This is a genomic window from Roseixanthobacter psychrophilus (genome assembly GCF_043195195.1).
Classification (GTDB): Bacteria; Pseudomonadota; Alphaproteobacteria; order Rhizobiales; family Xanthobacteraceae; genus NCEH01.
The window spans coordinates 37522-62662 of record NZ_JBAFWT010000005.1; the positions used below are offsets into that span (position 1 = coordinate 37522).

General features: G+C 66.7%; 21 protein-coding genes. 10 read left to right on the plus strand and 11 right to left on the minus strand.

Going from position 1 to position 25141, the window contains the following annotated elements:
• Positions 1 to 17: 17 nt before the first annotated feature.
• The gene (mobA, locus tag V5F77_RS07035) at positions 18 to 641 is read right to left on the minus strand and encodes a molybdenum cofactor guanylyltransferase (RefSeq protein WP_429004630.1); all 624 of its coding nucleotides are present in this window, start codon (positions 639 to 641) and stop codon (positions 18 to 20) included.
• 355 nt (positions 642 to 996) lie between these two features.
• On the opposite strand from mobA, the gene aztA reads away from it, so the two are divergent.
• The 4 genes from aztA to V5F77_RS07055 all read left to right on the plus strand — a co-directional run bounded on the left by aztA (position 997) and on the right by V5F77_RS07055 (position 4785).
• Positions 997 to 1755: a zinc ABC transporter ATP-binding protein AztA gene (gene aztA / locus V5F77_RS07040; RefSeq protein ID WP_429004631.1), complete on the plus strand. Its 759-nt coding sequence runs from the start codon at positions 997 to 999 to the stop codon at positions 1753 to 1755.
• A 3-nt stretch (positions 1756 to 1758) separates the two neighbouring features.
• A complete protein-coding gene (locus tag V5F77_RS07045) occupies positions 1759 to 2631 on the plus strand; it encodes a metal ABC transporter permease (RefSeq protein ID WP_429004632.1) in 873 nt (290 codons plus the stop codon).
• Between the two features lie 12 nt (positions 2632 to 2643).
• The gene (locus tag V5F77_RS07050) at positions 2644 to 3606 is read left to right on the plus strand and encodes a metal ABC transporter substrate-binding protein (RefSeq protein WP_429004633.1); all 963 of its coding nucleotides are present in this window, start codon (positions 2644 to 2646) and stop codon (positions 3604 to 3606) included.
• Between the two features lie 105 nt (positions 3607 to 3711).
• The gene (locus V5F77_RS07055; RefSeq protein WP_429004634.1) at positions 3712 to 4785 is read left to right on the plus strand and encodes a CobW family GTP-binding protein; all 1074 of its coding nucleotides are present in this window, start codon (positions 3712 to 3714) and stop codon (positions 4783 to 4785) included.
• A gap of 97 nt (positions 4786 to 4882) precedes the next feature.
• On the opposite strand, the gene V5F77_RS07060 is transcribed toward V5F77_RS07055, so the two are convergent.
• From V5F77_RS07060 to hrpB, 3 genes are all read right to left on the minus strand, one after another.
• Positions 4883 to 5953 (minus strand): hypothetical protein, encoded by a 1071-nt coding sequence (locus V5F77_RS07060; RefSeq protein ID WP_429004635.1) that lies wholly within the window; start codon positions 5951 to 5953, stop codon positions 4883 to 4885.
• A gap of 88 nt (positions 5954 to 6041) precedes the next feature.
• The gene (locus tag V5F77_RS07065) at positions 6042 to 7415 is read right to left on the minus strand and encodes a sodium:proton antiporter (protein ID WP_429004636.1); all 1374 of its coding nucleotides are present in this window, start codon (positions 7413 to 7415) and stop codon (positions 6042 to 6044) included.
• A gap of 216 nt (positions 7416 to 7631) precedes the next feature.
• The gene (gene hrpB, locus V5F77_RS07070; RefSeq protein ID WP_429004637.1) at positions 7632 to 10115 is read right to left on the minus strand and encodes an ATP-dependent helicase HrpB; all 2484 of its coding nucleotides are present in this window, start codon (positions 10113 to 10115) and stop codon (positions 7632 to 7634) included.
• 162 nt (positions 10116 to 10277) lie between these two features.
• Between hrpB and V5F77_RS07075 the strand changes: the two genes are divergently transcribed.
• The 3 genes from V5F77_RS07075 (at position 10278) to V5F77_RS07085 (ending at position 13473) form a co-directional block, all read left to right on the plus strand.
• The gene (locus tag V5F77_RS07075; protein WP_429004638.1) at positions 10278 to 11273 is read left to right on the plus strand and encodes a WD40 repeat domain-containing protein; all 996 of its coding nucleotides are present in this window, start codon (positions 10278 to 10280) and stop codon (positions 11271 to 11273) included.
• A 152-nt stretch (positions 11274 to 11425) separates the two neighbouring features.
• Positions 11426 to 12172, plus strand: coding sequence for an acetoacetate decarboxylase (locus V5F77_RS07080; RefSeq protein WP_429004639.1), 747 nt, complete (start codon positions 11426 to 11428; stop codon positions 12170 to 12172).
• A gap of 149 nt (positions 12173 to 12321) precedes the next feature.
• Complete coding sequence (locus V5F77_RS07085; protein ID WP_429004640.1) at positions 12322 to 13473, plus strand: DUF3734 domain-containing protein; 1152 nt, start codon at positions 12322 to 12324, stop codon at positions 13471 to 13473.
• A 45-nt stretch (positions 13474 to 13518) separates the two neighbouring features.
• Here the strand turns inward: V5F77_RS07085 and V5F77_RS07090 are convergent, their stop codons facing one another.
• Positions 13519 to 14289 (minus strand): sulfite exporter TauE/SafE family protein, encoded by a 771-nt coding sequence (locus V5F77_RS07090; RefSeq protein ID WP_429004641.1) that lies wholly within the window; start codon positions 14287 to 14289, stop codon positions 13519 to 13521.
• Positions 14290 to 14366: 77 nt separating this feature from the next.
• Between V5F77_RS07090 and V5F77_RS07095 the strand changes: the two genes are divergently transcribed.
• A complete protein-coding gene (locus V5F77_RS07095) occupies positions 14367 to 15269 on the plus strand; it encodes a LysR family transcriptional regulator (protein WP_429004642.1) in 903 nt (300 codons plus the stop codon).
• A gap of 18 nt (positions 15270 to 15287) precedes the next feature.
• Here the strand turns inward: V5F77_RS07095 and V5F77_RS07100 are convergent, their stop codons facing one another.
• The gene (locus V5F77_RS07100) at positions 15288 to 15944 is read right to left on the minus strand and encodes a glutathione S-transferase family protein (RefSeq protein ID WP_429004643.1); all 657 of its coding nucleotides are present in this window, start codon (positions 15942 to 15944) and stop codon (positions 15288 to 15290) included.
• A gap of 292 nt (positions 15945 to 16236) precedes the next feature.
• On the opposite strand from V5F77_RS07100, the gene V5F77_RS07105 reads away from it, so the two are divergent.
• Positions 16237 to 17466 carry a polyhydroxyalkanoate depolymerase gene (locus V5F77_RS07105; protein ID WP_429004644.1) on the plus strand — a complete coding sequence of 410 codons (1230 nt, stop codon included), beginning with the start codon at positions 16237 to 16239 and terminating at the stop codon, positions 17464 to 17466.
• A gap of 346 nt (positions 17467 to 17812) precedes the next feature.
• A complete protein-coding gene (locus V5F77_RS07110) occupies positions 17813 to 19243 on the plus strand; it encodes a homospermidine synthase (protein ID WP_429004645.1) in 1431 nt (476 codons plus the stop codon).
• Between the two features lie 81 nt (positions 19244 to 19324).
• On the opposite strand, the gene V5F77_RS07115 is transcribed toward V5F77_RS07110, so the two are convergent.
• Genes V5F77_RS07115 through V5F77_RS07135 form a run of 5 tightly spaced genes read right to left on the minus strand, consistent with a single transcriptional unit; the run spans position 19325 to position 25124 of the window.
• The gene (locus V5F77_RS07115) at positions 19325 to 20887 is read right to left on the minus strand and encodes a class I SAM-dependent methyltransferase (RefSeq protein ID WP_429004646.1); all 1563 of its coding nucleotides are present in this window, start codon (positions 20885 to 20887) and stop codon (positions 19325 to 19327) included.
• Between the two features lie 44 nt (positions 20888 to 20931).
• Entirely contained in the window at positions 20932 to 22026 is a 1095-nt protein-coding gene (gene tssG, locus V5F77_RS07120; RefSeq protein ID WP_429004647.1) for a type VI secretion system baseplate subunit TssG, read from the minus strand.
• Positions 21990 to 23840, minus strand: coding sequence for a type VI secretion system baseplate subunit TssF (gene tssF, locus V5F77_RS07125; protein WP_429004648.1), 1851 nt, complete (start codon positions 23838 to 23840; stop codon positions 21990 to 21992). Before tssF ends, tssG begins: the two co-directional genes overlap by 37 nt.
• Complete coding sequence (gene tssE / locus V5F77_RS07130) at positions 23833 to 24297, minus strand: type VI secretion system baseplate subunit TssE (RefSeq protein WP_429004649.1); 465 nt, start codon at positions 24295 to 24297, stop codon at positions 23833 to 23835. The genes tssF and tssE overlap by 8 nt, the downstream gene beginning before the upstream one ends.
• Positions 24294 to 25124, minus strand: a complete 831-nt coding sequence (locus tag V5F77_RS07135; protein WP_429004650.1) for a type VI secretion system accessory protein TagJ — start codon at positions 25122 to 25124, stop codon at positions 24294 to 24296. Before V5F77_RS07135 ends, tssE begins: the two co-directional genes overlap by 4 nt.
• Positions 25125 to 25141 lie beyond the last annotated feature (17 nt).

Here is a 25141-nt window from a genome sequence, read left to right on the forward strand (position 1 = left end):
ACGCGCCACAGCTCATCCTAGGGCGATTGCGGAGCCTCTCCGGCCTTGAGCCGCGCCTGTTCCAGATCGGCCGGCGTATTGACGTTGAAGAAGATCTCCGCCTCGGCCGCATAGGCGGCAACGTCCTGCGGCGGCAGCACCACGGCATCGAGGCCGGCGAGGAAGCCTTCCATGCGCAGCTCGCGACGCGCGATGAAGGGGGGGATCAACGGCGCGATGCGGCGCGCATAAATGGCATGCAGCGGCTGAAGCCCGTAATCGTCGCGCGGCACGGCGGCATCGTGATCGCCGATGCTGGCGGCGAGATGGTGGATCAGCGGGGCCGAGATGAACGGCATGTCGCACGCACAGACGAACACCTTCTCCCCCCGAGCGCGCATCAGTGCCGTGTGCAGCCCGCCGAGCGCGCCACTGCCAGGGTGGATGTCGCCATAAACCGTAAGCCCGCGCGCCAGATAAGGCTCGGGATCGGCAGCGATGACGATCAGCTCCGCGCAGATCGGCGACAGCCGCGCCACCAGGCGATCGATGACCGGCACGCCGCCTACCGTCACCAGGGCCTTGTTGATGTGCCCCATGCGCCGCGCCTGCCCACCGGCAAGGATCGCGACGGAAAGGCCGGCAATGCGCTGTTCGCTCATCGGGTCCGCTCCAGATGGAAGGCGCCGATATGGGCGCCTCTTTCGGCGCTGGCAAGGCAACGCTGCCACAGCAATGGCCATGCGCCCCCGCCCGGCGGGCACCTCGCAAAAAATGTGCCCGGGCTCGCCTTTGGTCATGCTGGACAGCCATAAAGATACTCTGTATCAAAATGGTCATGAGCCTGATCGACCATAGCTCCGAGCCAACAGCATCCACGTCGCACGGTCACCACCGGCATAGGACGTTTGCCGAGGTCGTGGCACGTCGGGCGACGTTTTCGGTGCTGCGGTCCTCGCTCGGAACGCGCCTCGCCTTCGTCGCCGCGCTCAGCACGATCTTGTGGGTGAGCGTGATATGGGTAATCCAGTGAGCAATCCCATCCAGCTCCGCTTCCGCGACCTGACCCTCGGCTACGAGCGGCACCCGGCCGTTCATCACCTGGACGGCGCGGTGGAGGAAGGCGCCCTGCTCGCCGTTTGCGGGCCGAACGGCGCCGGCAAATCCACGCTGATGAAGGCGATTTCCGGCGCGCTGCGCCCGCTCGGCGGGGCCATCGAGCGCTGCGGGCTCGATTCCCGTGACATCGCTTATCTGCCCCAAGGGGCGGAGGTGGACCGATCGTTCCCGATCAGCGTCTATGACATCGTGGCCATGGGCCTGTGGCGCCGCTCCGGCATGTTCGGCGGCATCGGCAAGGCCGATCACACCCGCATCGCCGAGGCCATTTCCGCAGTCGGCCTCACCGGCTTCGAGCGGCGGCCGATCGGCACGCTCTCCGGCGGGCAGATGCAGCGCACCTTGTTCGCGCGCCTGCTGCTGCAGGATGCCCGCCTGATTCTGCTGGACGAGCCATTCAACGCCCTCGACGCCAAGACCGTGTCCGACCTGCTGGAACTGGTGCGCCGCTGGCATGGGGAAAAGCGCACCGTTCTCGCGGTGCTGCACGATTTCGAGCTGGTGCGCGCGCATTTCCCGCAGACCCTGCTGCTGGCCCGCGCACAGGTTGCGTGGGGTCCGACGGCTGAAGTGCTCGCGCCGGAAAACCTGCTCCTGGCCCGCCGCATGACCGAGGCGCCGCGGGACGGCAGCGCCCCCTGCAGCGCTGCGGCCTGAGCGATGAGCGCCTACGACCTGCTTGTCGGACCGTTCGCGGAATTCGAATTCATGCGCCGCGCTTTGGTCGGCGTCTTCGCGTTGGCGATCGGCGCGGGTCCGGTGGGCGTTTTCCTGATGCTGCGGCGCATGAGCCTGACCGGCGATGCCATGGCTCATGCCATCCTTCCGGGGGCGGCGTTGGGCTTCCTGTTCTCGGGGCTCAACCTCTACGCCATGACGGTCGGCGGCATCGCCGCAGGCCTTCTTGTGGCGGTGGGCGCGGGCGTGATCGCTCGGGCGACCGAACTGAAGGAGGACGCCTCCATGGCGGCCTTCTACCTGATTTCCTTGGCGCTGGGCGTGATGATCGTCTCGCTCAAGGGCTCGAACGTGGACCTGTTGCACGTGCTGTTCGGCACCGTGCTGGGGCTGGACGACCCGACGCTGATCCTGGTGGCCGGCATCGCCACGCTGACCCTTGTGACGCTGGCCGTCATCTGGCGCCCTCTGGTGCTGGAATGCGTGGACCCCTCGTTCCTGGCTTCGGTGAGCCGGGCCGGTGGGCCGAGCCATATCGCGTTCCTGGCGCTGGTGGTGCTCAACCTGGTGGGCGGCTTCCACGCCCTCGGCACGCTGCTGTCGGTGGGGCTGATGATGCTGCCGGCCGCCACCGCCCGCTTCTGGGTGCGCGACCTGACGCCCCTGGTGGCGCTCGCCACCTGCATTGCCTTCGCGAGCGGGGCGATCGGCCTGCTCGTGTCCTATCACATCGGCGCCCCCTCGGGACCCGCCATCATCTTGGTGGCCGGCGCCGCCTACGCGGTCTCGGTCCTCATCGGCCCGGCCGGCGGCATCGTGACCGCCCGGGTGCAAAGACGGCATCTCGAAGCCTAACGGAGTAACCACATGCTCTCTCGTCGTACCTTGCTCGCCGCGGCACTCCTGCTCGGCGCAACCCCGGCGCTCGCCCAGAGCGACGCCGCTGGCTCGACCGCCAAGCTGCCGGTGGTGGCTTCGTTCTCGATCCTCGGGGATTTCGTGAAGAATGTGGGCGGCGACCGCATCGCCATGACCACCATCGTCGGGCCCAACAGCGACACCCACGTCTACCAGCCGACGCCCAGCGACGCGAAGAAGCTCGCCGCGGCCAAGGTGATCTTCGTCAACGGCCTCGGTTTCGAGGGCTGGATGGACCGGCTCGTCAAGGCCTCCGGCACCAAGGCGACCGTGGTGGTCGCCACCAACGGCATCAAGCCGCGCGAACGCACCGCCGACGAACCGCAGGATGCCGACGAGGCGCCGAAGGGCAAGAAGGACGCGCACGCGAGCCACGACCACGGGCCGATCGATCCCCACGCCTGGCAATCGGTAGCCAATGCCAAGATTTATGTGGCCAATATCCGCGATGGCCTGATCGCCGCCGATCCCACCGGCAAGGACGCCTACACCGCCAATGCCGCCGCCTATCTGGCCAAGCTGGACGCGCTGCAGGCGGATGTCGTGAAGACCGTCGCCGCGATCCCGGACGACCACCGCCGCATCATCACCTCGCACGACGCCTTCGGCTATTTCGGCGATGCCTATGGCTTGACGCTGCTGGCACCCGAGGGAGTCTCGACCGAGAGCGAAGCCTCGGCGAAGGACGTCGGGCGCATCATCCGCCAGATCAAGGCACAGAAGGTGCCCGCGGTATTCCTGGAGAATGTCACCAATCCGCGCCTGATGGACCGCATCGCCAAGGAAAGCGGCGCCAAGGTGGGCGGCACGCTCTATTCCGATGCGCTCTCCGATGACAAAGGCCCTGCCACCACCTACATCGACATGGTGCGCTACAACCTGCGTGAGCTTTCGGCCGCCCTGGCGAGCTGAAGTGCCTCCGGGGCTGGGGTGCGAGATTTTCATGGGACCCGCACGGTCGGCTTCATCGCCGGCCGCGCGGCATGAGGCGGGCTCCGGGCCCGCGCAGGAGAAATCATGTCAGGAACCGCGTCGGAAAAAATCCCCGTCACCGTGCTCACCGGCTATCTCGGCGCCGGCAAGACCACGCTGCTGAACCGCATCCTCTCCGAGCCCCACGGCAAGAAATACGCCGTCATCGTCAACGAGTTCGGCGAAGTGGGCATCGACAACGACCTCGTGGTGGGCGCCGACGAGGAAGTGTTCGAGATGAACAACGGCTGCATCTGCTGCACCGTGCGCGGCGATCTCATCCGCATCATCGATGGCCTGATGCGCCGCAAGGGCGGCTTCGACGGCATCATCGTCGAGACCACCGGGCTCGCCGATCCCGCGCCGGTCGCCCAGACCTTCTTCGTGGACGAGGAGATGGGCGCGCGCACCAAGCTCGACGCCGTCGTCACCGTGGCCGACGCGAAATGGCTCACCGACCGGCTGAAGGACGCGCCCGAGGCCAAGAACCAGATCGCCTTCGCGGACGTGATCCTGCTGAACAAGACCGATCTCGTCACGCCCGAGGAGCTTGCCGAGGTGGAAGCGCGGATCCGCGCGATCAATCCCTATGCCACGCTCCACCGCACCCAGAAATCGGCGATCGCGCTCGATCAAGTGCTGGACCGCGGCGCGTTCGACCTCGACCGCATTCTCTCGCTCGAGCCGGCCTTTCTGGAACAGGACGAGCATGTTCACGACGACACGTGCGGCCCGGACTGCGGTCACGACCATCATGACCACGACCATGGCCATGGCCATGGCCACCATCATGGCCACGGCGGGTTGAAGCATTTCCACGACGAGGACATGCAGTCGGTCTCGATTTCCACCGACAAGTTGATGGACCCGGACAAATTCTTCCCCTGGGTGCAGGAACTGGTGGCGAGCGAGGGCGTGAACATCCTGCGCTCCAAGGGCATATTGGCGTTCAAGGACGATCCCGACCGGTTCGTGTTCCAGGGCGTGCATATGATCCTGGACGGCGACCACCAGCGCCCCTGGAAGCCGGACGAGAAGCTCCAGAGCCGTATCGTCTTCATCGGCCGCAAACTCGACCGCACCAAGCTGGAAGACGGTTTCCTCAGCTGCGCGGCTTAATACCAAAGGCCGCGCGGCGCCTGAGCGCAGGCCGCGCGGCCCTGGTGTTTGACCGGGGGGAGTTGGGATAAGTCGCACTTGCGCGCGGGCCGCGCGGTCAGCCCTGCGCGTGTGCCGGGCGCAGGCGCTTCAGCGGCGCCGGCAGCGTGCGGTCAATAAAGCCCGCGATCCGCTGGCGCCGGGGATAGAGCATCACCCCCGACGCCATCACCGCCGCGCCGATAGCCGAGAGAACAAACGGAAACAGCAGCGAATCGGCGAACACCTCGACCACCAGATAGCCGAGATAGACGCAGATGCCGATGGCGCCGAAAACGGCATAGACCCGGCGCTCCAGAAAGATGGCCAGCAGCACCAGGCCGACATTGATCAGGCAATAGAGTGCTTTCGTCCATTCGCTGCCGCCGTCCTGCAAGGTCAGCCCGCCCCAGAAGGTGACCGCCGCGACCAGGTGGAGCCAGAAGGCGAAATCGCTGCGGGATGCGGCGAGGTCCACCGCCCAGGCAAACACGATCAGCCCGACACCGAACCAGAGCGAGAAGTCCCGCCGCTGCTCCCATCCGAGCTCCTGGCCGTGGAACAGCAGGGGTGCGAGATCCATGGATAGGAACCACAGCATGAAGGCGAGGATCGCGACGATGAAGGGAAAGCGGTAGAAAACCAGCGCCACCGCCCCCGCGACCAAGGTGGCCAGTTCCATGGGCACCCAGCTTCCATGGATCCAGGTGTAGAAACTGCGATAGCTGCCGGGGTCTCCGCCCCCTCCCCAGGCGCCAAGGCTATCCTGGATGCCGAACACCGCCATCGGCGCCATCCCCACGGCGATCGCCACCATCAGACCGCCGGGCGTGGTCAGGCCGCGGCGCCAGAGCTGGTCGCCGACCACCAGGAAGACGGCGGCATAGACGAGGGCGGTAAATGTCAGCGCCACAGCGCCCATCTGCGCGAAGGCAAGGGTGGCGAACAGCGTCATGGCGCCGAGGACGATCAGCGCACCGCCGTACCAGAGCAGATGGGTCAGGTCGAAACGCGGCTTCGCACGCGCCGGCTGCAACGCGCCGCCGCTTGAGGCATCGTCCGGCAACGCCGCGAGGAGCCGGTCGCACGCCTCTGGCGCGAGACCGGCCGCCGCCGCCGCGTCGGCGATCTGCTGGCGGGTAAAGGGCATGGCCCGGTTTCCTCCCGTTCCGCTCCCTCGGGAGCCGGCGCAGCTATCGGACCCGTGAGAAAGAGGCGGGCGAGCCCGCCTCCTTCGTTCAGACGAAATACAGGAAGGTAATCAGCGCGAAGCAAGGCAGCAGGAACACACAGGACCAAGCCATGTAGCCGAAGAAACTCGGCATCTTCACACCGCGATGCCGCGCGATCGACAGCACCATGAAGTTCGGCGCGTTGCCGATATAGGTCATGGCGCCCATGAACACCGCGCCCGCCGAGATCGCCTCCAGCGTCACCTGCAACGGTCCCATGAGCTGGTAGGCGTCACCCCCGGCAAGGTTGAAGAACACCAGATAGGTCGGCGCATTGTCCAGGAACGACGACAGGATGCCGGTCAGCCAGAAATACCAGACATTCACCGGCTGACCGCTGGGGTCGGTCACGAGATCGACCAACGGCGCCAGGGCGCCCGTGGACCCCGCCCGCAGGATGGCGATGACCGGGATGATGGTGAGGAAGATGGCCGCGAACAGCTTCGCCACCTCGCGGATCGGCTCCCAGTCGAAGCCATTGCGCTCACGCACGAGGCGCGGGGTGATGGCGAGGGAGACGAAGGCGATGGCGATCAGCAGCACGTCGCGCACCACCCATTGCAGCTCCACGCGGGTGCCGTAGACGTCGAAGACGATGCCCGGCTTCCACAGCGCGCTCAGCAGAATGGCGCCGATGATGCCGACCAGCAGCGGCACGTTTTGCAGGCCGCGCACATTGACGTGGTCCGTGTCGGGGGTGGGATCGCGCAGCGGCGGCGGCTCTTCCTTGGCGTAGAGATACCGATCCAGCAGGTAGAAGGCGGTCAGCAGGATGGCGGCCACCACGACGGTGTCGTGAAACAAATGGGTGGTGGTCCAGAAGAAGCTGACGCCCTTCAAGAAGCCGAGAAACAGCGGCGGGTCGCCGAGCGGCGTGAGCGAACCGCCGATGTTGGACACCAGGAAGATGAAGAACACCACCACATGGACGTTATGACGGCGGTTGTCATTGGCACGCAGCAGCGGGCGGATCAGCACCATGGAGGCGCCGGTGGTGCCGATCAGGCTGGCGATGACCGTGCCGAAGCCGAGGATCACCGTATTGGTCAGCGGCGTGCCATGGATGTTGCCGGTGATCAATATGCCGCCGGAGACGGTGAACAGGGAGAACAGGAGGATTATGAAAGGAATATATTCCAGGGCAGCGGTATGTACCACTTCCTGGAGGGTCAGGCCCGGGCCATAGGTGAGCGCGAACGGAATGACAAAGCAGGCCCCCCAGAACAGCGCCACCTTGCCGTAATGATGATGCCAGAAATGGTTGGCGAGCAACGGAAACAGGGCAATCGACAAGAGCATGCCCGCGAACGGCAGGCCCCAGAGCAAGCTCAGATCCGCCCCGTTCACACTGGCCGCGCCAGGGGCTGCGGCCTGCGCCATCGATGCGCACAGCACGGCCGATAGACCAGCCGCACCGCCCGCGAGGGTCCGCATCCGGGAGGGTGAGGTGCGTGATGCCCGCGGGATTGCCGCATGGGTCTCGGGATTCGGCCGCACCGTGCACCTCCATCTGTTTCCGGCTCTTTTTGATGGACGAAGCAGCAGGCCAACGCAAGCTGAGCCGGCGGCTTTAGAAGGCCATGGCGCGAACATCCCTCAGGTTCCGCGCGGTTTGGCGCGGTGAGTGGCCACCGCATTGGCGGGATCTTCCGGCCAGGGATGGCGCGGATAGCGCCCGCGCATGTCGGCCCGCACGTCGCGCCAGGAGCCGTGCCAGAATTGCGGCAGGTCCCGCGTCACCTGGATCGGCCGGTGGGCCGGCGAGAGCAAAGACAGGATCAGCGGCACCTTGCCCCCGGCGATGGCGGGGTGGCGGGCCAGCCCGAACATCTCCTGCACGCGCACCGCCAGCAGCGGCCCTTCGGGATTTTCATAATCGATCGGCAGGCGAGAGCCGGAGGGGGCATCGAAATGGGTCGGCGCCTCCGCCTCCAGCCGGCTTGCGAGCGCATAAGGCAGCAAAGCGTGAAGCGCGTTGCCCAGATCGCCGCCACCGACCTGGGCGAGGGACGATTTGCCGTCGAGAAACGGCGCCAGCCAGATGTCCGCCGTGGCGCCAAGCGTTTCGTCGGACAGGTCGGGCCAGCCCTGCGCTTCGCCCTCCGCATGGCGCAGGAATTCCACCCGGTCGCGCCATTGCGCCAGCGCCGATGTCCACGGCAGGCGATGAAGGCCAAGTGCCGCGCTGCCCTGCGCCAGAACCCGTGCGGTCTCGGCGCCGGACGGCACCGGGCGCGGCCGGTCGGCCAGCACCAAAGCGCGCAGGCGACGGGTCTCGCGCGCCCGCACGGCCGCGGCTTCCGTATCGAAGCCGATCTCGATGCCAGATCGGATATCGGCCGCGAACAGGCGCTCCAACTCCTCGTCCGAAAGCGCGGCGGCAAGCGAGATGCGCGCGGCTTCCGCCCGGCCGGAAATCTCGGCCACCGCAAGAAGCGGCGCCTTGGCCAGCGCAGCGGACGGCTCCATCACCCCGCCGCGCCCGTTGGCCAGCAGAAAGCGCGTGCCATCGCCGCGCGCCTTGGCGACCCGGTCGGGAAAGGCGAGCGCCAGCAGGGCGGCGGGCGATGGCGGCTCGGCCTTGGCCGAAGACCGGGCCCCAGCAAGTTCCGCCCAGCGCACGGCGAGGCGGCGGGCATCGTCGGCGCGACGGGAGCGGTCGCGGCGAAATTCCTCCAGGCGGTGCAGCAGGTCCACGCTCTCCCCGCCGAGCCCGCGTTCCACCAGGATGGCGGCGATTTCGGCGGCAAGCGCGGCCACGCCGGCATCGGCGCCCATCACCACCATATGGGCGAGGCGCGGCGGCAAGGGCAGGCGCGCCATGCGGCGGCCGAGCGGCGTCACCGCGCCGTCTTCGTCGAGCGCGCCGAGCAGCACCAGCAGCGCCTTCGCCTCGATGAGCGCGGGCAAAGGCGGCGGATCGAGGAAGGCGAGGCTGCGGGCATCGCGCACGCCCCACACCGCAAGATCCAGCACCAGGCCGGAGAGGTCGGCGGCGAGGATTTCCGGCGTTGCGAAAGGTTGCAGGCTGGCGGTCTCACCTTCGCCCCACAAGCGATAGCACACGCCAGGCTCGGTGCGCCCGGCGCGGCCGCGCCGCTGGTCGGCGGCGGCGCGCGAGACGCGGACGGTCTCAAGCCGTGTCAGCCCCACATCCGGCTCGAAGCGCGGCACCCGGGCAAGCCCGCAATCCACCACCACCCGTACCCCCTCAATGGTCAGGCTGGTCTCGGCAATGGAGGTGGCGAGCACCACCTTGCGCCGCCCGGCGGGCGCGGGCAGCACCGCGCGATCCTGCTCGGCGGAATCCAGCGCGCCATAGAGCGGCACGATATCGACGGAAGGATCGCGCACCTGCGCGCGCAGCAGGTTTTCGGTGCGGCGAATTTCCCCTGCCCCCGGCAGGAAGGCCAAAACGGAGCCGCGTTCGGCGGCAAGGGCGGAGCGCACCGCCTCGGCCATCTGGGCATCGATGGGCGCACGAGCATCGCGGCCGAGATAATGGGTGGTGACCGGAAAGGCGCGGCCCGCGCTCTCCACCACCGGCGCCGGCTCGCCCGTCCCGCCCAGCAACGCGGCGACACGGGCGCCATCGAGCGTGGCCGACATGGGCAGAAGACGCAAATCTTCCCGCAACGCGCTCTGGGATTCGAGCGCCAGCGCGAGCCCGAGATCGGCATCGAGGCTGCGTTCGTGAAATTCATCGAACAGTACGGCGGCGACGCCCGACAATTCCGGGTCATCAAGGATCATGCGGGTGAAGACACCCTCTGTGATCACCTCGATCTGGGTGCGTTTCGAGACTTCCGCGCGCAGCCGCACCCGGTAGCCGACCCGCTCCCCCACCCGCTCGCCAAGGGTCTGGGCCATGCGATGGGCGGCGGCGCGCGCCGCGAGCCGCCGCGGCTCCAACACCAGGATGCGCCGACCGCCGACCCACGGTTCGTGCATCAGCGCCAAGGGAACCCGCGTGGTCTTGCCGGCGCCCGGGGGCGCGACCAGCACAGCGCTCGCCCGCTCGCGCAGCGTCGCGGTGAGGGCGGGGAGAACCTCGTCGATGGGCAAGCGGGTGTCGAACATGGACTGCTGGCTAGGAGGGGACAGCCCCTTAGGCCATCAATCGGCAGCGAAATCCAGAGGCGCGGCATCGCGGACGCCCCGGGCCATACCGCATGGCGGGACAAGCCCGAAGCCTTGGCTTATGAAGGCGGCATTCGACCGCCTCATGGAATGTCGCCCGAAATGCCGTCCACGCCGTCTTCGCTCACCGACAAGGTGCGCACCTTCGCCCTCGACGGGGCGACCGCCTCCGCCGCATTCCTGCGCGGCACCTGCGTGTTCATCGCCGAGACCGGCACCGCAACCCTGGTGGCCGATACGCCCCGGACGCTGGCGCTGCACGACGGCGTGGTGCTGTGCGCCGCCGGCGACGGACAGCGGCTCGTCACCGGCGGCGACGACGGCAAGGTGATGGAACTGCTGGCCGGCGGCGAAACGAAAACCATCGCCGCGCACAAAGGCCGCTGGATCGACCGCATCGCCCTCGGTCCGGATGGCTCGGTCGCCTTTTCCGCCGGCAAGACCGCCCATCTGGTTCCCGCGAAGGGCGAAGCACGGCGCTTTGAAGCGCCCTCCACGGTCGGCGGCCTCGCCTTTGCGCCCAAGGGGTTGCGGGTGGCTGTCGCGCATTACGGCGGCGTGAGCCTGTGGTATCCGAACGCAGCGGACGCCAAGCCCGAGCTGCTGGAATGGAAGGGCTCCCATCTCGGCGTGGCCTTCTCGCCGGACGGACGCTTCATCATCACCACCATGCAGGAGCCCGCGCTGCACGGCTGGCGCCTCGCCGACGGCGCCCATATGCGCATGACCGGCTACCCTGCGCGGGTGAAGAGCTTCGAATTCACCCATGACGGCAAATGGCTGGCGTCCTCCGGCTCGACCGAAGTGGTGCTGTGGCCGTTCGCCACCAAGGATGGGCCGATCGGCAAGCAGCCCTCCATGCAGGCGCCCTCCGCCAGTGGCGGACGCGTCACCATGGTGGCGTGCCATCCCAAGGACCCGGTGATGGCCTGCGGCTATGACGACGGCATGGTGCTGATGGTGCGCCTGACCGACGGGGCCGAGATCCTGCTGCGCGCCCCCGATGCCTCGCCGGTCTCCGCCATCGGCTGGCGCAAGGATGGCGGGGCCGTGGCCTTCGGCACGACGGGCGGCAGCGCCGGCCTGCTGGAGTTCTGAGCCGGCTGCGGTTGGGTGCGCCGATCGCCGCCCATCTTGCGCCACCATTGCGGAACCGTAATCGTCGCGGGGCTGTCACGTCGAAGAGCTATCGGCTAACGTCAGCGTCATCTCGCAGGCGCGAGATGCACCATGCCGGTCGGAGATGCTCCATGAAGATCGAGGACGTTCGCCGCAACGCCTACTCCATGCCCCTGACGAATCCCGCCTATCCGCCGGGACCTTATCGCTTCTTCGACCGCGAGTTCATGATCGTCACCTACCGCACCGACATCGAGGCTCTGCGCCGCGTGGTGCCCGAGCCGCTCGAAGTCTACGAGCCCCTGGTGAAGTACGAATTCATCCGCATGCCGGATTCCACCGGCTTCGGCGACTATACCGAGACCGGACAGGTGATCCCCGTGAAGTTCAACGGGGTCGAGGGCGGCTACGTCCATTCCATGTATCTCGACGATGAGGCGCCGATCGCCGGCGGTCGCGAGCTGTGGGGCTTCCCCAAGAAGTATGCCCACCCCAAGATGGAAGTGGAAAAGGACGTCCTGGTCGGCCGCCTGCACTACGGCAAGACCCTGTGCGTTGAAGCCACCATGGGCTACAAGCACAAGCAGGCCGACAAAGAGGCGGTGCTCGCCGCCCTGAAGACCCCGAGCTTCCTCATCAAGATCATCCCCCATGTGGACGCCACGCCACGCATCTGCGAGCTGGTGCGCTATTATCTGGAAGACATCCAGCTCAAGGAATGCTGGACCGGCCCGGCGGCCCTTGGCCTCTATCCGCACGTGATGGCCGATGTCGCCAAGCTGCCGGTGCTGGAAGTTGTCTCCGCCCTGCACCTGCGCGCCGATCTCACGCTCGGCATGGGCGAGGTCGTCTACGATTACATGACCGAACCGAAGTGATCGAACCCCAGGTGCCAATGCAGCGCTTGCGCTCCGGTGCCTGATTCGGCCTTCTTCAAATGAGAATGGCAGGTCCGGCCGGGCAATCCGCCCGCCGGCCCGGCGCGCGGATCGGGGCCGCTGGCCGGCACAGCTGGATGGGGAAAGACATGCACACGCGGATTTGTGAGAACCCCGACGACATCAGCGACATCGTCAAGGATTACGAGCGCATCGCCCTGGTGTTCCAGGGCGGCGGCGCGCTCGGGGCCTACCAGGCCGGCGTCTATGAGGCGCTGTCGGTTGCGGGCGCCGAGCCGAACTGGATCTCCGGTGTCTCCATCGGCGCCATCAATTCCGCAATCATCGCCGGCAACACGCCGGAAAACCGTATTCCGCACCTTAGGGAATTCTGGGAGACGGTCTCCGGCCGCAAGATCTGGCCGTTTACCCCCGACGGCGACATCTTCCGCGCCCTGCGCAACCAGATGAGTTCCTACGCCACCATCAACCTGGGACAGCCGGGCTTCTTCAAGCCGCGCTGGCCCAACCCCTGGCTTCTGCCGACCGGGGCGGAGGGTGCCACCAGCCTCTACGACACCTCCCCGTTGCGCGAGACCCTCGTGAGGCTGGTGGATTTCGACCTCATCAACAGCCGGCAGAAGCGCTTTTCCGTCGGCGCCACCAACGTGCGCACCGGCAACTTCATTTATTTCGACAACACCACCCACCGCATCGGACCCGAGCACGTGATGGCCTCCGGCGCGTTGCCACCGGCCTTCCCGCCGGTGCGCATCGACGGCGAATATTACTGGGATGGCGGCGTGGTCTCCAACACCCCGCTGCAATGGCTGCTGGATCAGCCGGACCATCCGGGCGCGCTGGTGTTCCAGGTGGACCTGTTCAGTGCGCGCGGCGACCTGCCGCGCGACATGTTCCAGGTGATCGAGCGGCAAAAGGACATCGGCTATTCCAGCCGCACGCGCTACACCACCGATCTGTTCCGCCGCGTCCAGCTTCTGCGCACCAAGCACGCAGAGGCGGTGCTGCGCATTCCCGAGCAGTTGCGCACCGAGGAGGACCAGCGGGTAATCGCCGATTACGAGCGATCCGGCACGGTCAACATCTGCCACCTGATCTATCAGGAGAAGGATTACGAGCGCGATTTCAAGGACTACGAATTCTCGGGCACCTCCATGCGCGACCATTGGGCTTCGGGGTTCGAGGATACGGTGAAGACCCTGCGCCATCCCGAATGGCTGGCGAAGCCGGACAAGAGCAAGGCCATCGTCATCCACGACGTGCACCGCATTGAGGACTGACGTCGGCGCCCCGGCCTCCGGCCGGGGTTCGCCCGGCGATGCCGGTCACAGGAACAGGCTGCGGGCGACCATGAATAGGCCCAGCCCCAGCAGGCCGGCGAAGAAGCATGTGCGGAAGGTCGCGGGCGAGAAGGTGAGGCGCATGCGCCGACCCATTTCCATACCGATCAGCGCCGGCACCAGCGCCACCAGCGACAGCATCACCGCGTGTGGATCGGCCAGCGGGGCATCGCCGCCGGTGAGGGCGAAGGCGAGGGTGAAGTTCGCCACGGTGAAGGTGAGGCCGAGCGCCTGGATCAGGTCTTCCCGGTCCAGCGCCAGGGATTGCAGATAGGGCGCGGACGGCATGACCGTTACGCCCGTGGTGCCGGTCAGGAATCCGGAAGCAAGGCCGATCGCCGGCGACAGCCATCCCTCCCAGGCAGTGGGGGTATGGAAATGGATCGAGCGTAGGCCGAGCATGCCATAGACCAGCAGGGTCAGGCCCAGCAACGGCGGCGCCCAATGGGAGCTGAGACCGCCGAGCCAATAGCCACCAACCAGCGTTCCCGTCATCAGCGTGAGAAGCAGCGCCCAGAACCGCTTCGCATTGGGCAGGATGCGCGGGCCGCTGAACAGCTGCAGCACGTTTGTCACCGTCGCCGGGACGATGATCATCGCCGCCGCGTGGGACGGCGGCATGACGATGCTCAACAGGCCGACGCCAATGGTCGGCAGGCCCATGGCGATGACGCCCTTCACGACGCCCGCGAGGACCAATGCGAAGGCGATGAAGAGGACGGTGATGAGAGACGAGTCGGACATGGGCGCGAACATGATGGGTCCACGGCGCCTGGGCAATCTGGAAGTTCCACGCGCTAGCCTTCGGGTGATCCGAAGGTTAGTCTTCCGGGATGCGCCTTGATCTCTCCGACCTGCGGCTTTTCCTGAATGTGGTGGAGGCAGGAAGCCTCACGGCGGGGGCGGCCCGCGCCCATCTCGCTTTGGCCTCCGTCAGCGCCCGCATCCGCGACATGGAGGCGGAGATCGGCACCCCCCTTCTGGAACGCAGCCGCGCGGGCGTGGCCGCGACGCCGGCGGGCGAAGCCCTGGTGCACCATGCCCGCCTCATGCTGGCGCAGAGCGAACGCATGCGGGGCGAACTCGCCGGCTACGGCAAGGGGCTTAAGGGCCACGTTCGCCTGTGGTGCAACACCGCCTCCTTCGGCCACGGCCTGTCGGCGGACCTCGCCCGCTTCCTCGTCGCCAATCCCAGCATCGACATGGACCTGGAGGAACGGCCGAGCGGGCAGATCGCCCAGGCGCTCGTCGAGGGGCTGATCCACATGGGCATCACCTCCGATGCCGCCGACACCTCGGGACTGCAATTGACCCGCTACCGGGAGGACCGGCTGGTGGTCGCCTTGCCGCGCGATCATCCCCTCTGCGAACGCGCGAGCCTGCGCATCGCCGACGTACTGGAGGAGCCGTTCGTCGGCCTGCCCGAGGGCAACGGCCTGCAGAGCCTGGTGGAACGCAATGCCGTGCGGGCCGGCGGGGCGCTCAAGTATCGCGTGCGGGTGAACGGGTTCGCCGCCATGGCCACCATGGTGGGGCCGCACATCGAGGCCCATGTGGGCATCGCGGTGATCCCCGCGGCGGTGGCGCAGCAATTGCGGGAGAGCCATGCCCTCGTCTTCGTTCCGCTGGACGAGCCCTGGGCTCGCCGCACCCTGGTGATCGCGGTGCGGCGCGAGGACGTGCTGCCCGCCTATGCCCGGCGCCTGCTCGCCTATCTGCGCGCGCCAGGCGAATGAGCCGGCGCGCGGGCCCTTTCAGAACTCGACGTCCAGTTCCTCCAGCTCCTCCGGCTCGCTCTTCGCTCCGGCGATCCATTCCTGCATGAGGGGATGGGCCATGATGCGATCGCGATAGGCGGCGCAGGCGGCGTCGAGCGCGACATCATAGGTGGAGAAGCGCGAGCACACCGGCGCATACATGGCGTCCGCCAGCGTGACGTTCGCCCCCATCAGGTAGGGGCCGCCATGGGCGGCGAAGCAGCCGCGCCAGATGGCGAGGATGCGCTCGATGTCGGCCTGGGCGCCGGCCCACACCTTGAAGCCGGGAAAATAGGCCTTCATGTTCATCGGCAGCGCCGAGCGCATGTTGGCGAAGCCGGAATGCATCTCGCCGGAGATCGAGAGGCAATGCGCCCGCGCCGCGCGGTCGGCGGGCAGCAGTTGGGCTTCGGGGAAGACTTCGTTGAGATAGGAGGCGATGGCCAGCGTATCCCACACGGTCACGCCCTCATGCACCAGGCGCGGCACGAGGAAGGAGGGGGACAGCAGCAGCAGTTCGGCCTTCGCGTCCGGGTCGTCCACCGGCACCCGCTCCTCCTCGAACGCGAGGCCCGCCATCTTGCACAGCAGCCAGCCGCGCAGGGACCAGGAGGAGTAGTTTTTGCTCGAAATGGTGAGGGTGCTCATGAACATCACCGCTGGCTCGAAGGCATCTGGAGCAATCTTAGCGGTTGTGTGTTGCAATGCACCACCCCCCGCTCCAATATCCTTTTAGAATTACATCCGATCGGGGCGCTAGGGAAGGCATAGAAGCGAAATTGGGCCAAAGCCTTAGCTCTTTCGGACGGGTTGAAATCCAAGCCGGCTTGGATTTCGGTTTTACGCGCTAAGCGGGTAAGGGGCGTTCAAACGCAATGACAGACACTCTCTCTTCCAGGACCGCTTCCACGACGCAGGCCCCCAAAATAAGGCAGCGAAGGGCGTCATGATGTACCTCGCGTACCAGACCCAGTCCGACCTGATGGAACCCTTGCGCTTCGGGGCGCATATGGCCCGGCGCGCGCTCGACAGTTCCTTCCTCTCGTTGTTCAGCACCGAGAGCATGCGCGCCGGCGCTCGACAACTTTCGGCCGCGTTCGAAATGGTGGAGCGTGCCGGGCTCAGCCACGCGCGGCTGCCGTTCGGCATCCCCAGCACCATGGTCGGCAACCAGGAAGTGGAGGTCACCGAGGAGGTGGCCCATGTGCTGCCTTTCGGCACGCTGCTGCACTTCAAGAAGGACACCGCGGTGCCGCAGCCGCGCGTGCTCGTGGTGGCGCCGCTCTCCGGCCATTTCGCGACGCTGCTGGTGGGCACGGTGAAGACCCTCCTGCCCGACCACGACGTCTACATCACCGATTGGCACAATGCCCGCGATGTCGGGCTGGAGCACGGGGCGTTCGGCTTCGACGATTACGTCGAGCACATCATCAAGTTCCTGGAATTCATGGGGCCGGGCTGCCACATCCTGGGGGTGTGTCAACCCTGCGTGCAGGTTCTGGTTGCCGTCGCCATCATGGCGCAGGAGGGCAACCCAGCCTATCCCCGCTCCATGACGTTGATGGCCGGCCCCATCGACTGCCGAATCAATCCCACCAAGGTGAACGACCTCGCCACGTCGAAACCCATCGAATGGTTCGAGAAAAACCTCATCGCCACGGTGCCGATGGGCTTCAAGGGCGCCGGCCGCAAGGTCTATCCCGGCTTCATCCAATTGACCGCCTTCGTCAGCATGAACCTGAACCGGCATGTGAAGGCGCATATGGAGCTGTACGAAAATCTCGCTGCCGGCGAGATGGAAAAGGCCGAGAGCACCAAGCATTTCTACGACGAGTATTTCGCCGTTCTGGATCTCGCCTCGGAATTCTACCTGGAGACCGTGAAATACGTGTTCCAGGATTATCTGCTGCCGAAGGGCGAATTGACCTATCGCGGCAATCCCATTGATTTCAAGGCCATCCGCCGCACCGCTTTGCTCACCGTGGAGGGCGAGCGCGACGACATCTGCTCCATCGGCCAGACCATGGCCGCACAGGACATCTGCTCAGGTCTGCGCCCTCACCGCAAGCGCCACCACATGCAGGCGGGCGTCGGCCATTACGGCGTGTTCAGCGGCCGCAAATGGGCCGGGCAAGTCTATCCCCTGGTGCGCAACCACATCCTCGCCAGCGACTGAGGCAGGCTTCGCGGCCCCCTCTCTCATCCCTCTCTCATCCCTCCCTCCATCCCGCACCACCGATGTTCCCTCTCCCGCGTGCGGGGGAGGGTTAGGAGGGAGAAGGGGGAAATGGGGGTAGGTTTCTTTTCAGGCGAAAAACACCTCGCGGGCCGCTTCTCCGATCCCGCCCGGCGGCATATGCGCCGCGCTCCGCCCGCCGCGATCCGGATTTTATGACGCTTCCATGTCGGGAAATCGTTGACCCGCCTTGCTTTTGCGGAGCTGCGCGGTTGACGCGGACGGCGCCCGTCCGCATGGTGCCCCCGCGCCCGAACCTGGGTGTTGACGAGGAGTAGTCCCCATTATGAGCCAATGGCCGGTTCACGCGAAAATCGATGGACCCATTGTGATGATCGGCTTCGGGTCGATCGGTCGCGGCACGCTGCCGCTCATCGAGCGCCACTTCGAATTCGATAAATCCCGCTTCGTGGTTATCGACCCCGTGGACAAGGACCGGGCCCTGCTGGACGAACGCGGCATCCGCTTCATCCAGTCGGAGGTGACCGCCGAAAACTATCGCGACCTGCTCACCCCCCTGCTGACGGCGGGCGGCGGGCGCGGCTTCTGCGTCAATCTCTCAGTGGACGTGTCGTCGATCGCGATCATGGAATTGTGCCGGGAAATCGGCGCGCTCTATGTCGATACGGTCATCGAGCCCTGGAAGGGCTTCTATTTCGACAACACGCTCGGCCCCGAGGCGCGCTCCAATTATGCGCTGCGCGAGGGCCTGCTGGATGCCCGCCGCCGCTCGCCCGGCGGCCCCACCGCCGTCTCCACCTGCGGCGCCAATCCGGGCATGGTGTCCTGGTTCGTCAAGCAGGCGCTGCTGAACATCGCCGCCGACACCGGCCTCGACCGGCCGGAACCCGCCAGCCGCGAGGAATGGGCGCAGCTCGCCCGCGCCCTCGGCGTGAAGGGCATCCATATCGCCGAGCGCGACACCCAGAGCGCCGACAAGCCGAAGCCGGCCGACGTGTTCGTCAATACCTGGTCGGTGGAAGGCTTCGTCTCCGAGGGCCTGCAGCCGGCCGAACTCGGCTGGGGCACCCACGAGAAGCAGCTTCCCCCCGACGGGCGCACCCATGCCTCCGGCTGCGGCGCCGCCATCTATCTGATGCGGCCGGGCGCGGACACCCGCGTGCGCAGCTGGACCCCGACCCCGGGGCCGCAGTTCGGCTATCTGGTCACGCACAACGAGTCGATCTCCATCGCCGATTATCTCACCGTGCGCGACGGGGCGAACGTGGTCTACCGACCGACCTGCCATTACGCCTACCACCCGTGCAACGACGCGGTGCTGTCGCTGCACGAGATGTTCGGCAATGGCGGCGTGCAGCAATCGTCCTGGAAGATCCTCGACGAGACCGAAATCGTCGACGGCCGCGACGAATTGGGCGTGCTGGTCTACGGCCACGCCAAGAATGCCTATTGGTACGGCTCGCACCTCTCCATCGAGGAAGCGCGGGAGCTTGCCCCCTACCAGAACGCGACCGGGCTGCAGGTGACCTCGGCCGTGCTCGCGGGCATGGTGTGGGCGCTGGAAAATCCGCAAGCCGGCATCGTCGAAGCCGACGAAATGGACTTCCGCCGTTGCCTGGAAGTGCAGGCGCCCTATCTCGGCGAGGTGAAGGGCACCTATACCGACTGGACCCCGCTCACCAAGCGGGTGGAACTGTTCCCGGAAGACATCGACTTGGAAGACCCCTGGCAGTTCAAGAACATCATCGTTCGCTGACCGCCACGCCCATCGCAAGGCTGAAGCCCTCCCCGCCGGGGAGGGCTTTTTTGTTTCGCGTATCGCTCAGATCGCGCCCGCTTAGATTGCGCCAACTTGGCGCCAGAACGGCAGACGGTTCTCGAAACACCAGTGCACGCCCTCGGCAATGGCGGCTTGGGTTTCGGCGGGATCCTCGATCCGCTTGCCTTCGCGCATCAGCGGCACGGCCCCTTGCGCCATGCGGGCCTGCGCATGGGCAAGCAGCGCGGGAAGCTCCCCCGGCACGCCATTGGCAAGACCGTCATAGACCAGCGATTCCATCGTGGTGAGCGTGAGGCCCGAGCCGGTGAGCGGAGCTGCAACCACCGCCGTCTTGGCCCGCTTTTCCGCCACTTCCAGCACCGCCGCGCGGTTGAGGGCACGGCTCGCCGGGCTGGCCTCGACCGACAGGCCGAACGGCACCGGCAAGGCCTGACCGGACCCCACCAGGATCCCCGCCATCTCCACCAAGGAGGGGCCGCCCTCCTGTCCGCGCAACGCCGGCAGATCGGCCAGTTCGCCGAGCGTATGGGGCCGCGCGGCCAGCGCCTCGAACACCGGCTGATAAAAGCGCGCTTCCAGTTGCGCCTTGCCCGCTGGCACGTCGAGGGCGGTCTTGGTGTCGGCCAGCGGCACGCTGAGCGCCAGGCCAAAGTCCCGCAGCCGGGCATCGCGCACCGCATCCGGCATCCGACGGGCGCCGCGCACATAGATGTCGCGGCGGAACGGCCGGTTGACGAGGTAATCCTTCACGCTCTCCCGCAGCGGACCCGCCGGCACGCCCGCCAGAATCTCCCGCTGGGCCGGGTTGAACGCGAGATCGGGGAAATTCTCGGTCAGCGTCGCCGCGCCGACATAGGTCAGCTTGGCTTCTGCGAGCAGCCGCGCGGTGTCCATGTGATAGAGCGGCTGCCAATTGGCATTGAGATATTCATGGGCGAGATAGACCGCTTTCTCATCGCCCGCATGCTTGGCCGAACCGGCGCGCAATTGCTCGATCAGGGTTTGCGAACCCAGCACGCCGGAGCCCGCCTTTTGCAGGCGTTCGGCGAAGTCCAGCGCATGCAGCACCTGGACGTCGCTGCGCTCGGGACTCAGCGCGGCATGTTCCAGCATCAGCCGCTGGAGCGGCAGCAGCGCGGTCCAGCCGGGCATGGCGTTATAGCTGAGCGAGACAATGCCGCCCGGCTTCACCCGCCTTGCGAGGAAGGCCGTAATGGCGGCCCGATGTTCGGCGCTGACCCAGGACCACACGCCGTGCAGCGTCACCATGTCGAACGCCGGCAGATCGGCTTTTTCCGGATCGAGCATTTCCTCGAAGCTCAGTTCGAGGAAATCCACATTCTCAAGCCCCGCCGCCCGCGCGACGCCGCCCGCGCGGGCGATATGGGCGGGGTTGAAGTCCACCGCCACGACCCGTGCCCGAGGATTGGAAGCGGCAATCACATTGGCCGTCACGCCCTGCCCGCATCCCAATTCGCAATAATCGAACGTCTCGCCGAGCAACGGCGGTTCGATGCCATTGATGAGGCAGGCCAGGATCAGATGCCCCGGTGCCTGCTCCACATAGAGGCCGGGAAGATATTCGATGTCGCTGACATAGCCGGAAGCCCAGGAAGTCATGAGAGGTGCGTTTCGCTTCGATCGGGAGGAGATAAACGGCAGGGTCAGGCGAACCCGCCGGCGGGGAAGATGGCGTCCGAGCGGTCGATGGGGCTCGGTGCGGAGAGCACCCAGGCGGTCTGCCCGAGGCGCGCGGCGCCGGGATCGTGCGACCCACCGGCAAGGCGCGCAGGCGGCACCGCCCCGGCCTTGATGATGACGTTGATCTCGAAATCGAATTCCAGCCCGCAATAGAGCCGCACCAGATCGACGATGCGATTGGATTCCGGGCCGCCGGGCAGAAGCTCCTGGAGGCCGGCGCGGTCCACCGGGCCGATCACCACGCGGAAGCAATCCTGCGCCACCCAGGCACGCGACCCCAGCATGGCGCTGGAATCAAGCCGGCAATGCAGGCCCCCGGGTGCGCCGGGGAACGGCAGCCGGGTCTGTTCGGATGGTGCAACGCCAAGCCAGCCGCCCACGAACGACAGGATCGAGACATCATGCGCCAGTTCGTTCACCAGCAGCGCCTCAAGTCCGGACATGGGGCGCGACTGGGCGGCGAACAGGCCCGCATGATGCAAGATCACATCATCGGCCACCGCAAGACAATCGTGCAGCGCCGTCGGGCTGAGGCCCACCAAGGCCCGGAGCGCGGTGGCGAACGGATCGGGCGCCTTGGGGCGGCGCTGTTCGTGGGAGACCGCAAGGCGATATTTGGTCGAGGCGCGATAGAATTGGGTCACCGCCCGGTGCTGGAAAATATCCAGGAAAGCGGCGAAGGCGGGATTCTTCTCGTGCAGGCTCTGAGTGGCAAGATTGGTGTAGCCGTAGGGCATCACGCCGAGCGGCCCGATGAGGCCGAACAAGGCGACCGTGAGCTGCACCGGCCCCTCACCCTCGGGCGCCGTGGCGCGGGTGACGGTGGCGATGGGATATTTGAGGGAGGGTTCCCCGAGGAACCGCACCGCATCGAGCGGCACGTCCCGTTCATCGCCGAAGACCGAGGACCAGGCGCCGCGCTGCTCGTGGCGCGGCTCCTGCCGGACACGCCAGCGCCGCTCCAGCACCCGCACCGCCTGGATCAGATCGAAGCTCTCCGGCTCGGCGAGGAGCTGTTCGATTACAGTAGCGGGCGGTATCCGGCGCGCGCGGGCCATGTGCGAAGGATCCCTGACTGTCCCTTGATCGTGGCGGTCAGCCGCGTGAAGGAATTGATGGAGGCGTAGAGGCCGAAGAATTGATCCAGCACCATGGCGAACAGGAACATGGAGCTGCCGCTGAAATTCGCCGGGTCGAACTCGATGCCGATGTCGATGCCCCGGCAGATGGCGTCGCCCCAGGCGACATCCCCCGGCCGCACCGGCGCGCGCGCCGTGCCGCGCTGCGCGCTCAGCGCCACGATGCCGTCGATCAGGCGATAGCTTTCGGCGGAATCGCGGAAATCATAGAGCCGCAGGATCTCCTTCAGCGCCTCCAGCCCATGCGGCCCGGAGATGGAGAGGTGATTGAGCAGGAGATGGGAGACCAGTTCCCACCGGTGCCTGTTCCCCGCGCCGGCCTGTCTTTGCCCCGCGCCGAGACGCAAGGTGCGGGTCGGCGGGGAGATGCAGGTGATCTCGCCGACGGTGCCGATGCCGTGCACCGGCTTGAGATAGGGATGCCCGCCGCCATAGGGCAGTTTTGAGGGCAGATCGCGGTTGAGGCACAAGGTCTCCAGCGACACCACCCAATCGGTTTCGCCAGCCGTGTCGCGATTGAGATCGACGAAGGAGAGGAACACTTCCGTGCCGGGATCGCGCCCACCGGCCGGCCGGCGGGAGGCGGCCCAATAGGCCGGCGCGTTCACCTCATGCCCGCCCCGGCGGCGGGCATAGAACGGCAGTACCGGCCGCTGCTCGCCCGCGCCATCGGTGCCGACCACGGAGAGAAGCGAATGCACCTCCAGCACATTCTGCCGGCGCGCATCGGGAATGACGCGATGCTCGAACCGGTTCCGCGACACCATCATCGGCTCCGCCCGCTGGGGGAACAGATTGATGATGGGGGTGCACCCGAGCGCGAACAGATCCTTGGAGACCGTGCGCTCCAGCGTCACGTCGGTGCGATCGAAATAGAAGAACACATCCATGGCCGCGCCGGCATCGCGCAGCACCTTGGCCGAGAGGTCGATGTCGAAGAACAGGAACTTCTCGGGGAAGACGAAGAATTCGGTGAGCAGGCGATAGGCGTGCTGCGACTGGGGCGGGTAGGGCAGCATGTTGTCTTCTGCGGCGAACCCCACCGGCGAGACCGCGCTCGGCGGCAGGATCACCGGGTTCGGGTCGCCCGCCCCGTCCGCCAGGGCGATGGACAAGGTATTGTTCAAGATGAATTGCTGCAGGGCGTAGACCTGATGCGGCTGACCGCGCAGATAGACCCGCAGCTTGTCCGGCTGAAGCTGGGTGAAGGTGACCCCCGGCGTGGTGCAGGCGAGCGAGAGGCGTAGCACCGCCGCCGCGCCCTCGGCCGCCGGATTCACCGGCGCCACCAGCGGACGCCCGGTCATGGCGGCATCCGACAGCGCGATCGGCCACAGCGTCACGGGATAGCGGGTGCGGAAGCGGCAGACCTCGCCCTGGACGGCTTCCGATTCCAGCTCGGTGTCGGCCGGGATCAGCTGCGGCCCGGCCATCTCCGCCTTGGGCTGGAACTGCACCGTCGCCATGGAGGGAATGGGCGCGAGATAATGGGGGTAGAGCACCTCCAGCAGCGCATTCACCAGCTCGGGGAATTCGTCATCCAGCTTGCGGCCGATGCGGGCGTTCAGGAAGGCGACGCCCTCCATCAGCCGGGCCACGTGGGGATCGTCGATGGCATCGCCCGACAGGCGCAGATGGCCCGCGATCTTGGGATTGGCGCTGGCGAATTCGCCCGCCATCTGCCGGAGATAGGCCATCTCGCGGTTGTAATAGGACAGCAGATCGTCAGTCACTGCGCGCACTCGTGAGGGACACGGTGTTGCCGAGCGGGTCGATGAGAGTGTCGAACACCATCGGTTCCGGCGAAGGCTCGATCATGATCTCCGCCTCGATGCGCATGCGCAGGGAGCGGTCGCTCGAATCCACATTGGGCACCGCGCTGACCCGCATGTTTTCCAGCCGCGGCTCCCAATGCCGGATGATCTCGCCAATCTCCTCCACCACCTGCGCACGCCGCTGCTCGGTGGAGAGGTTGACCGTGGACAGGCACATGATGCCGAAATTGACCAGAGATGTGTCCAGCTCGGTGAGATCGGCGGCCCAGCCGATCACCCGCCGGTCGGTATTGAGCAATTCCTCAAGATCGCGGCGCAGCCCGTCGCGGAACGCGGCCACGGTGGGCCGCTCCGCGTCGAGGAGACGGTCCACCAGCGACAGGCCGAGCGGGGCAAGGTGCTCGGGGCGCGTCATGCGGCGGGGGCTTCCCGCTGTGCGCTGACCGCCTGGGTGAACTGAAGATCGCGCATGTCGAGCACGGAGACGCTGTCCTCTCCCACCAGGAAGCAGCGCAGCCCCTGGCCGGAGACGAAGCCGCCGGCATCTTCCACCCAATCGGTCTCGCGGCCGAGCCGCAGCGCCTCGCGCAGGGTGCCGGAGAGATGCGGATAGGTGGCGGGGACCACGACCTCACCTTCCGGCCCGCCGCGCACGCTCATCTGCACCGTGCGCCACGCGCTGTCGAGCGGACGGGCGGGCACCGTGAACACCGCCTCCTCCACCTGCTCCAGCGGGATCCAGAAATATTTGCCGGTCACCGTCAGCACTTCGAAAATGCCGGCGGTGAGATCGTCGAGATCGCGGAAATCCTCGAACGCAACGCCGTTATGGGTGCCGCTCACCACTGGTCGGGCCTCCTCGGCGCGGGCAAGGCAGGCGCCCGCCTCGGCGGCGCGGCCGGCGCGCAGATGCATCAGGGCTTCCAGGCGCAAGGTGACATGCTCGGGCGGGGTGCCGGCGAATTCGGGCATGCGGCCCTCGGTCCACACCTGGCGGCGCGCCATGTCGGCACGCACCAGCTGGCGCAGCGCCGCGACGCGCACGGCGGTGGTCGGGTCCTGGGTGGCGATGGCATCGAACTGCCGCTCGGCCCGCTCCAGATCGCCGGAGATGCAGAGGAATTCGGCAAGCTGGCTGCGCCGCTGGATATCCTGCGGGGCGGCCTTCACCTCCTCATTGGCGGCGGCGATGGCATCGGCGAGCCGGCCGGCTTCGAAAATCTTCAGCGCAGAAAGGGTCATGGGGCGTCTCCTGGGCG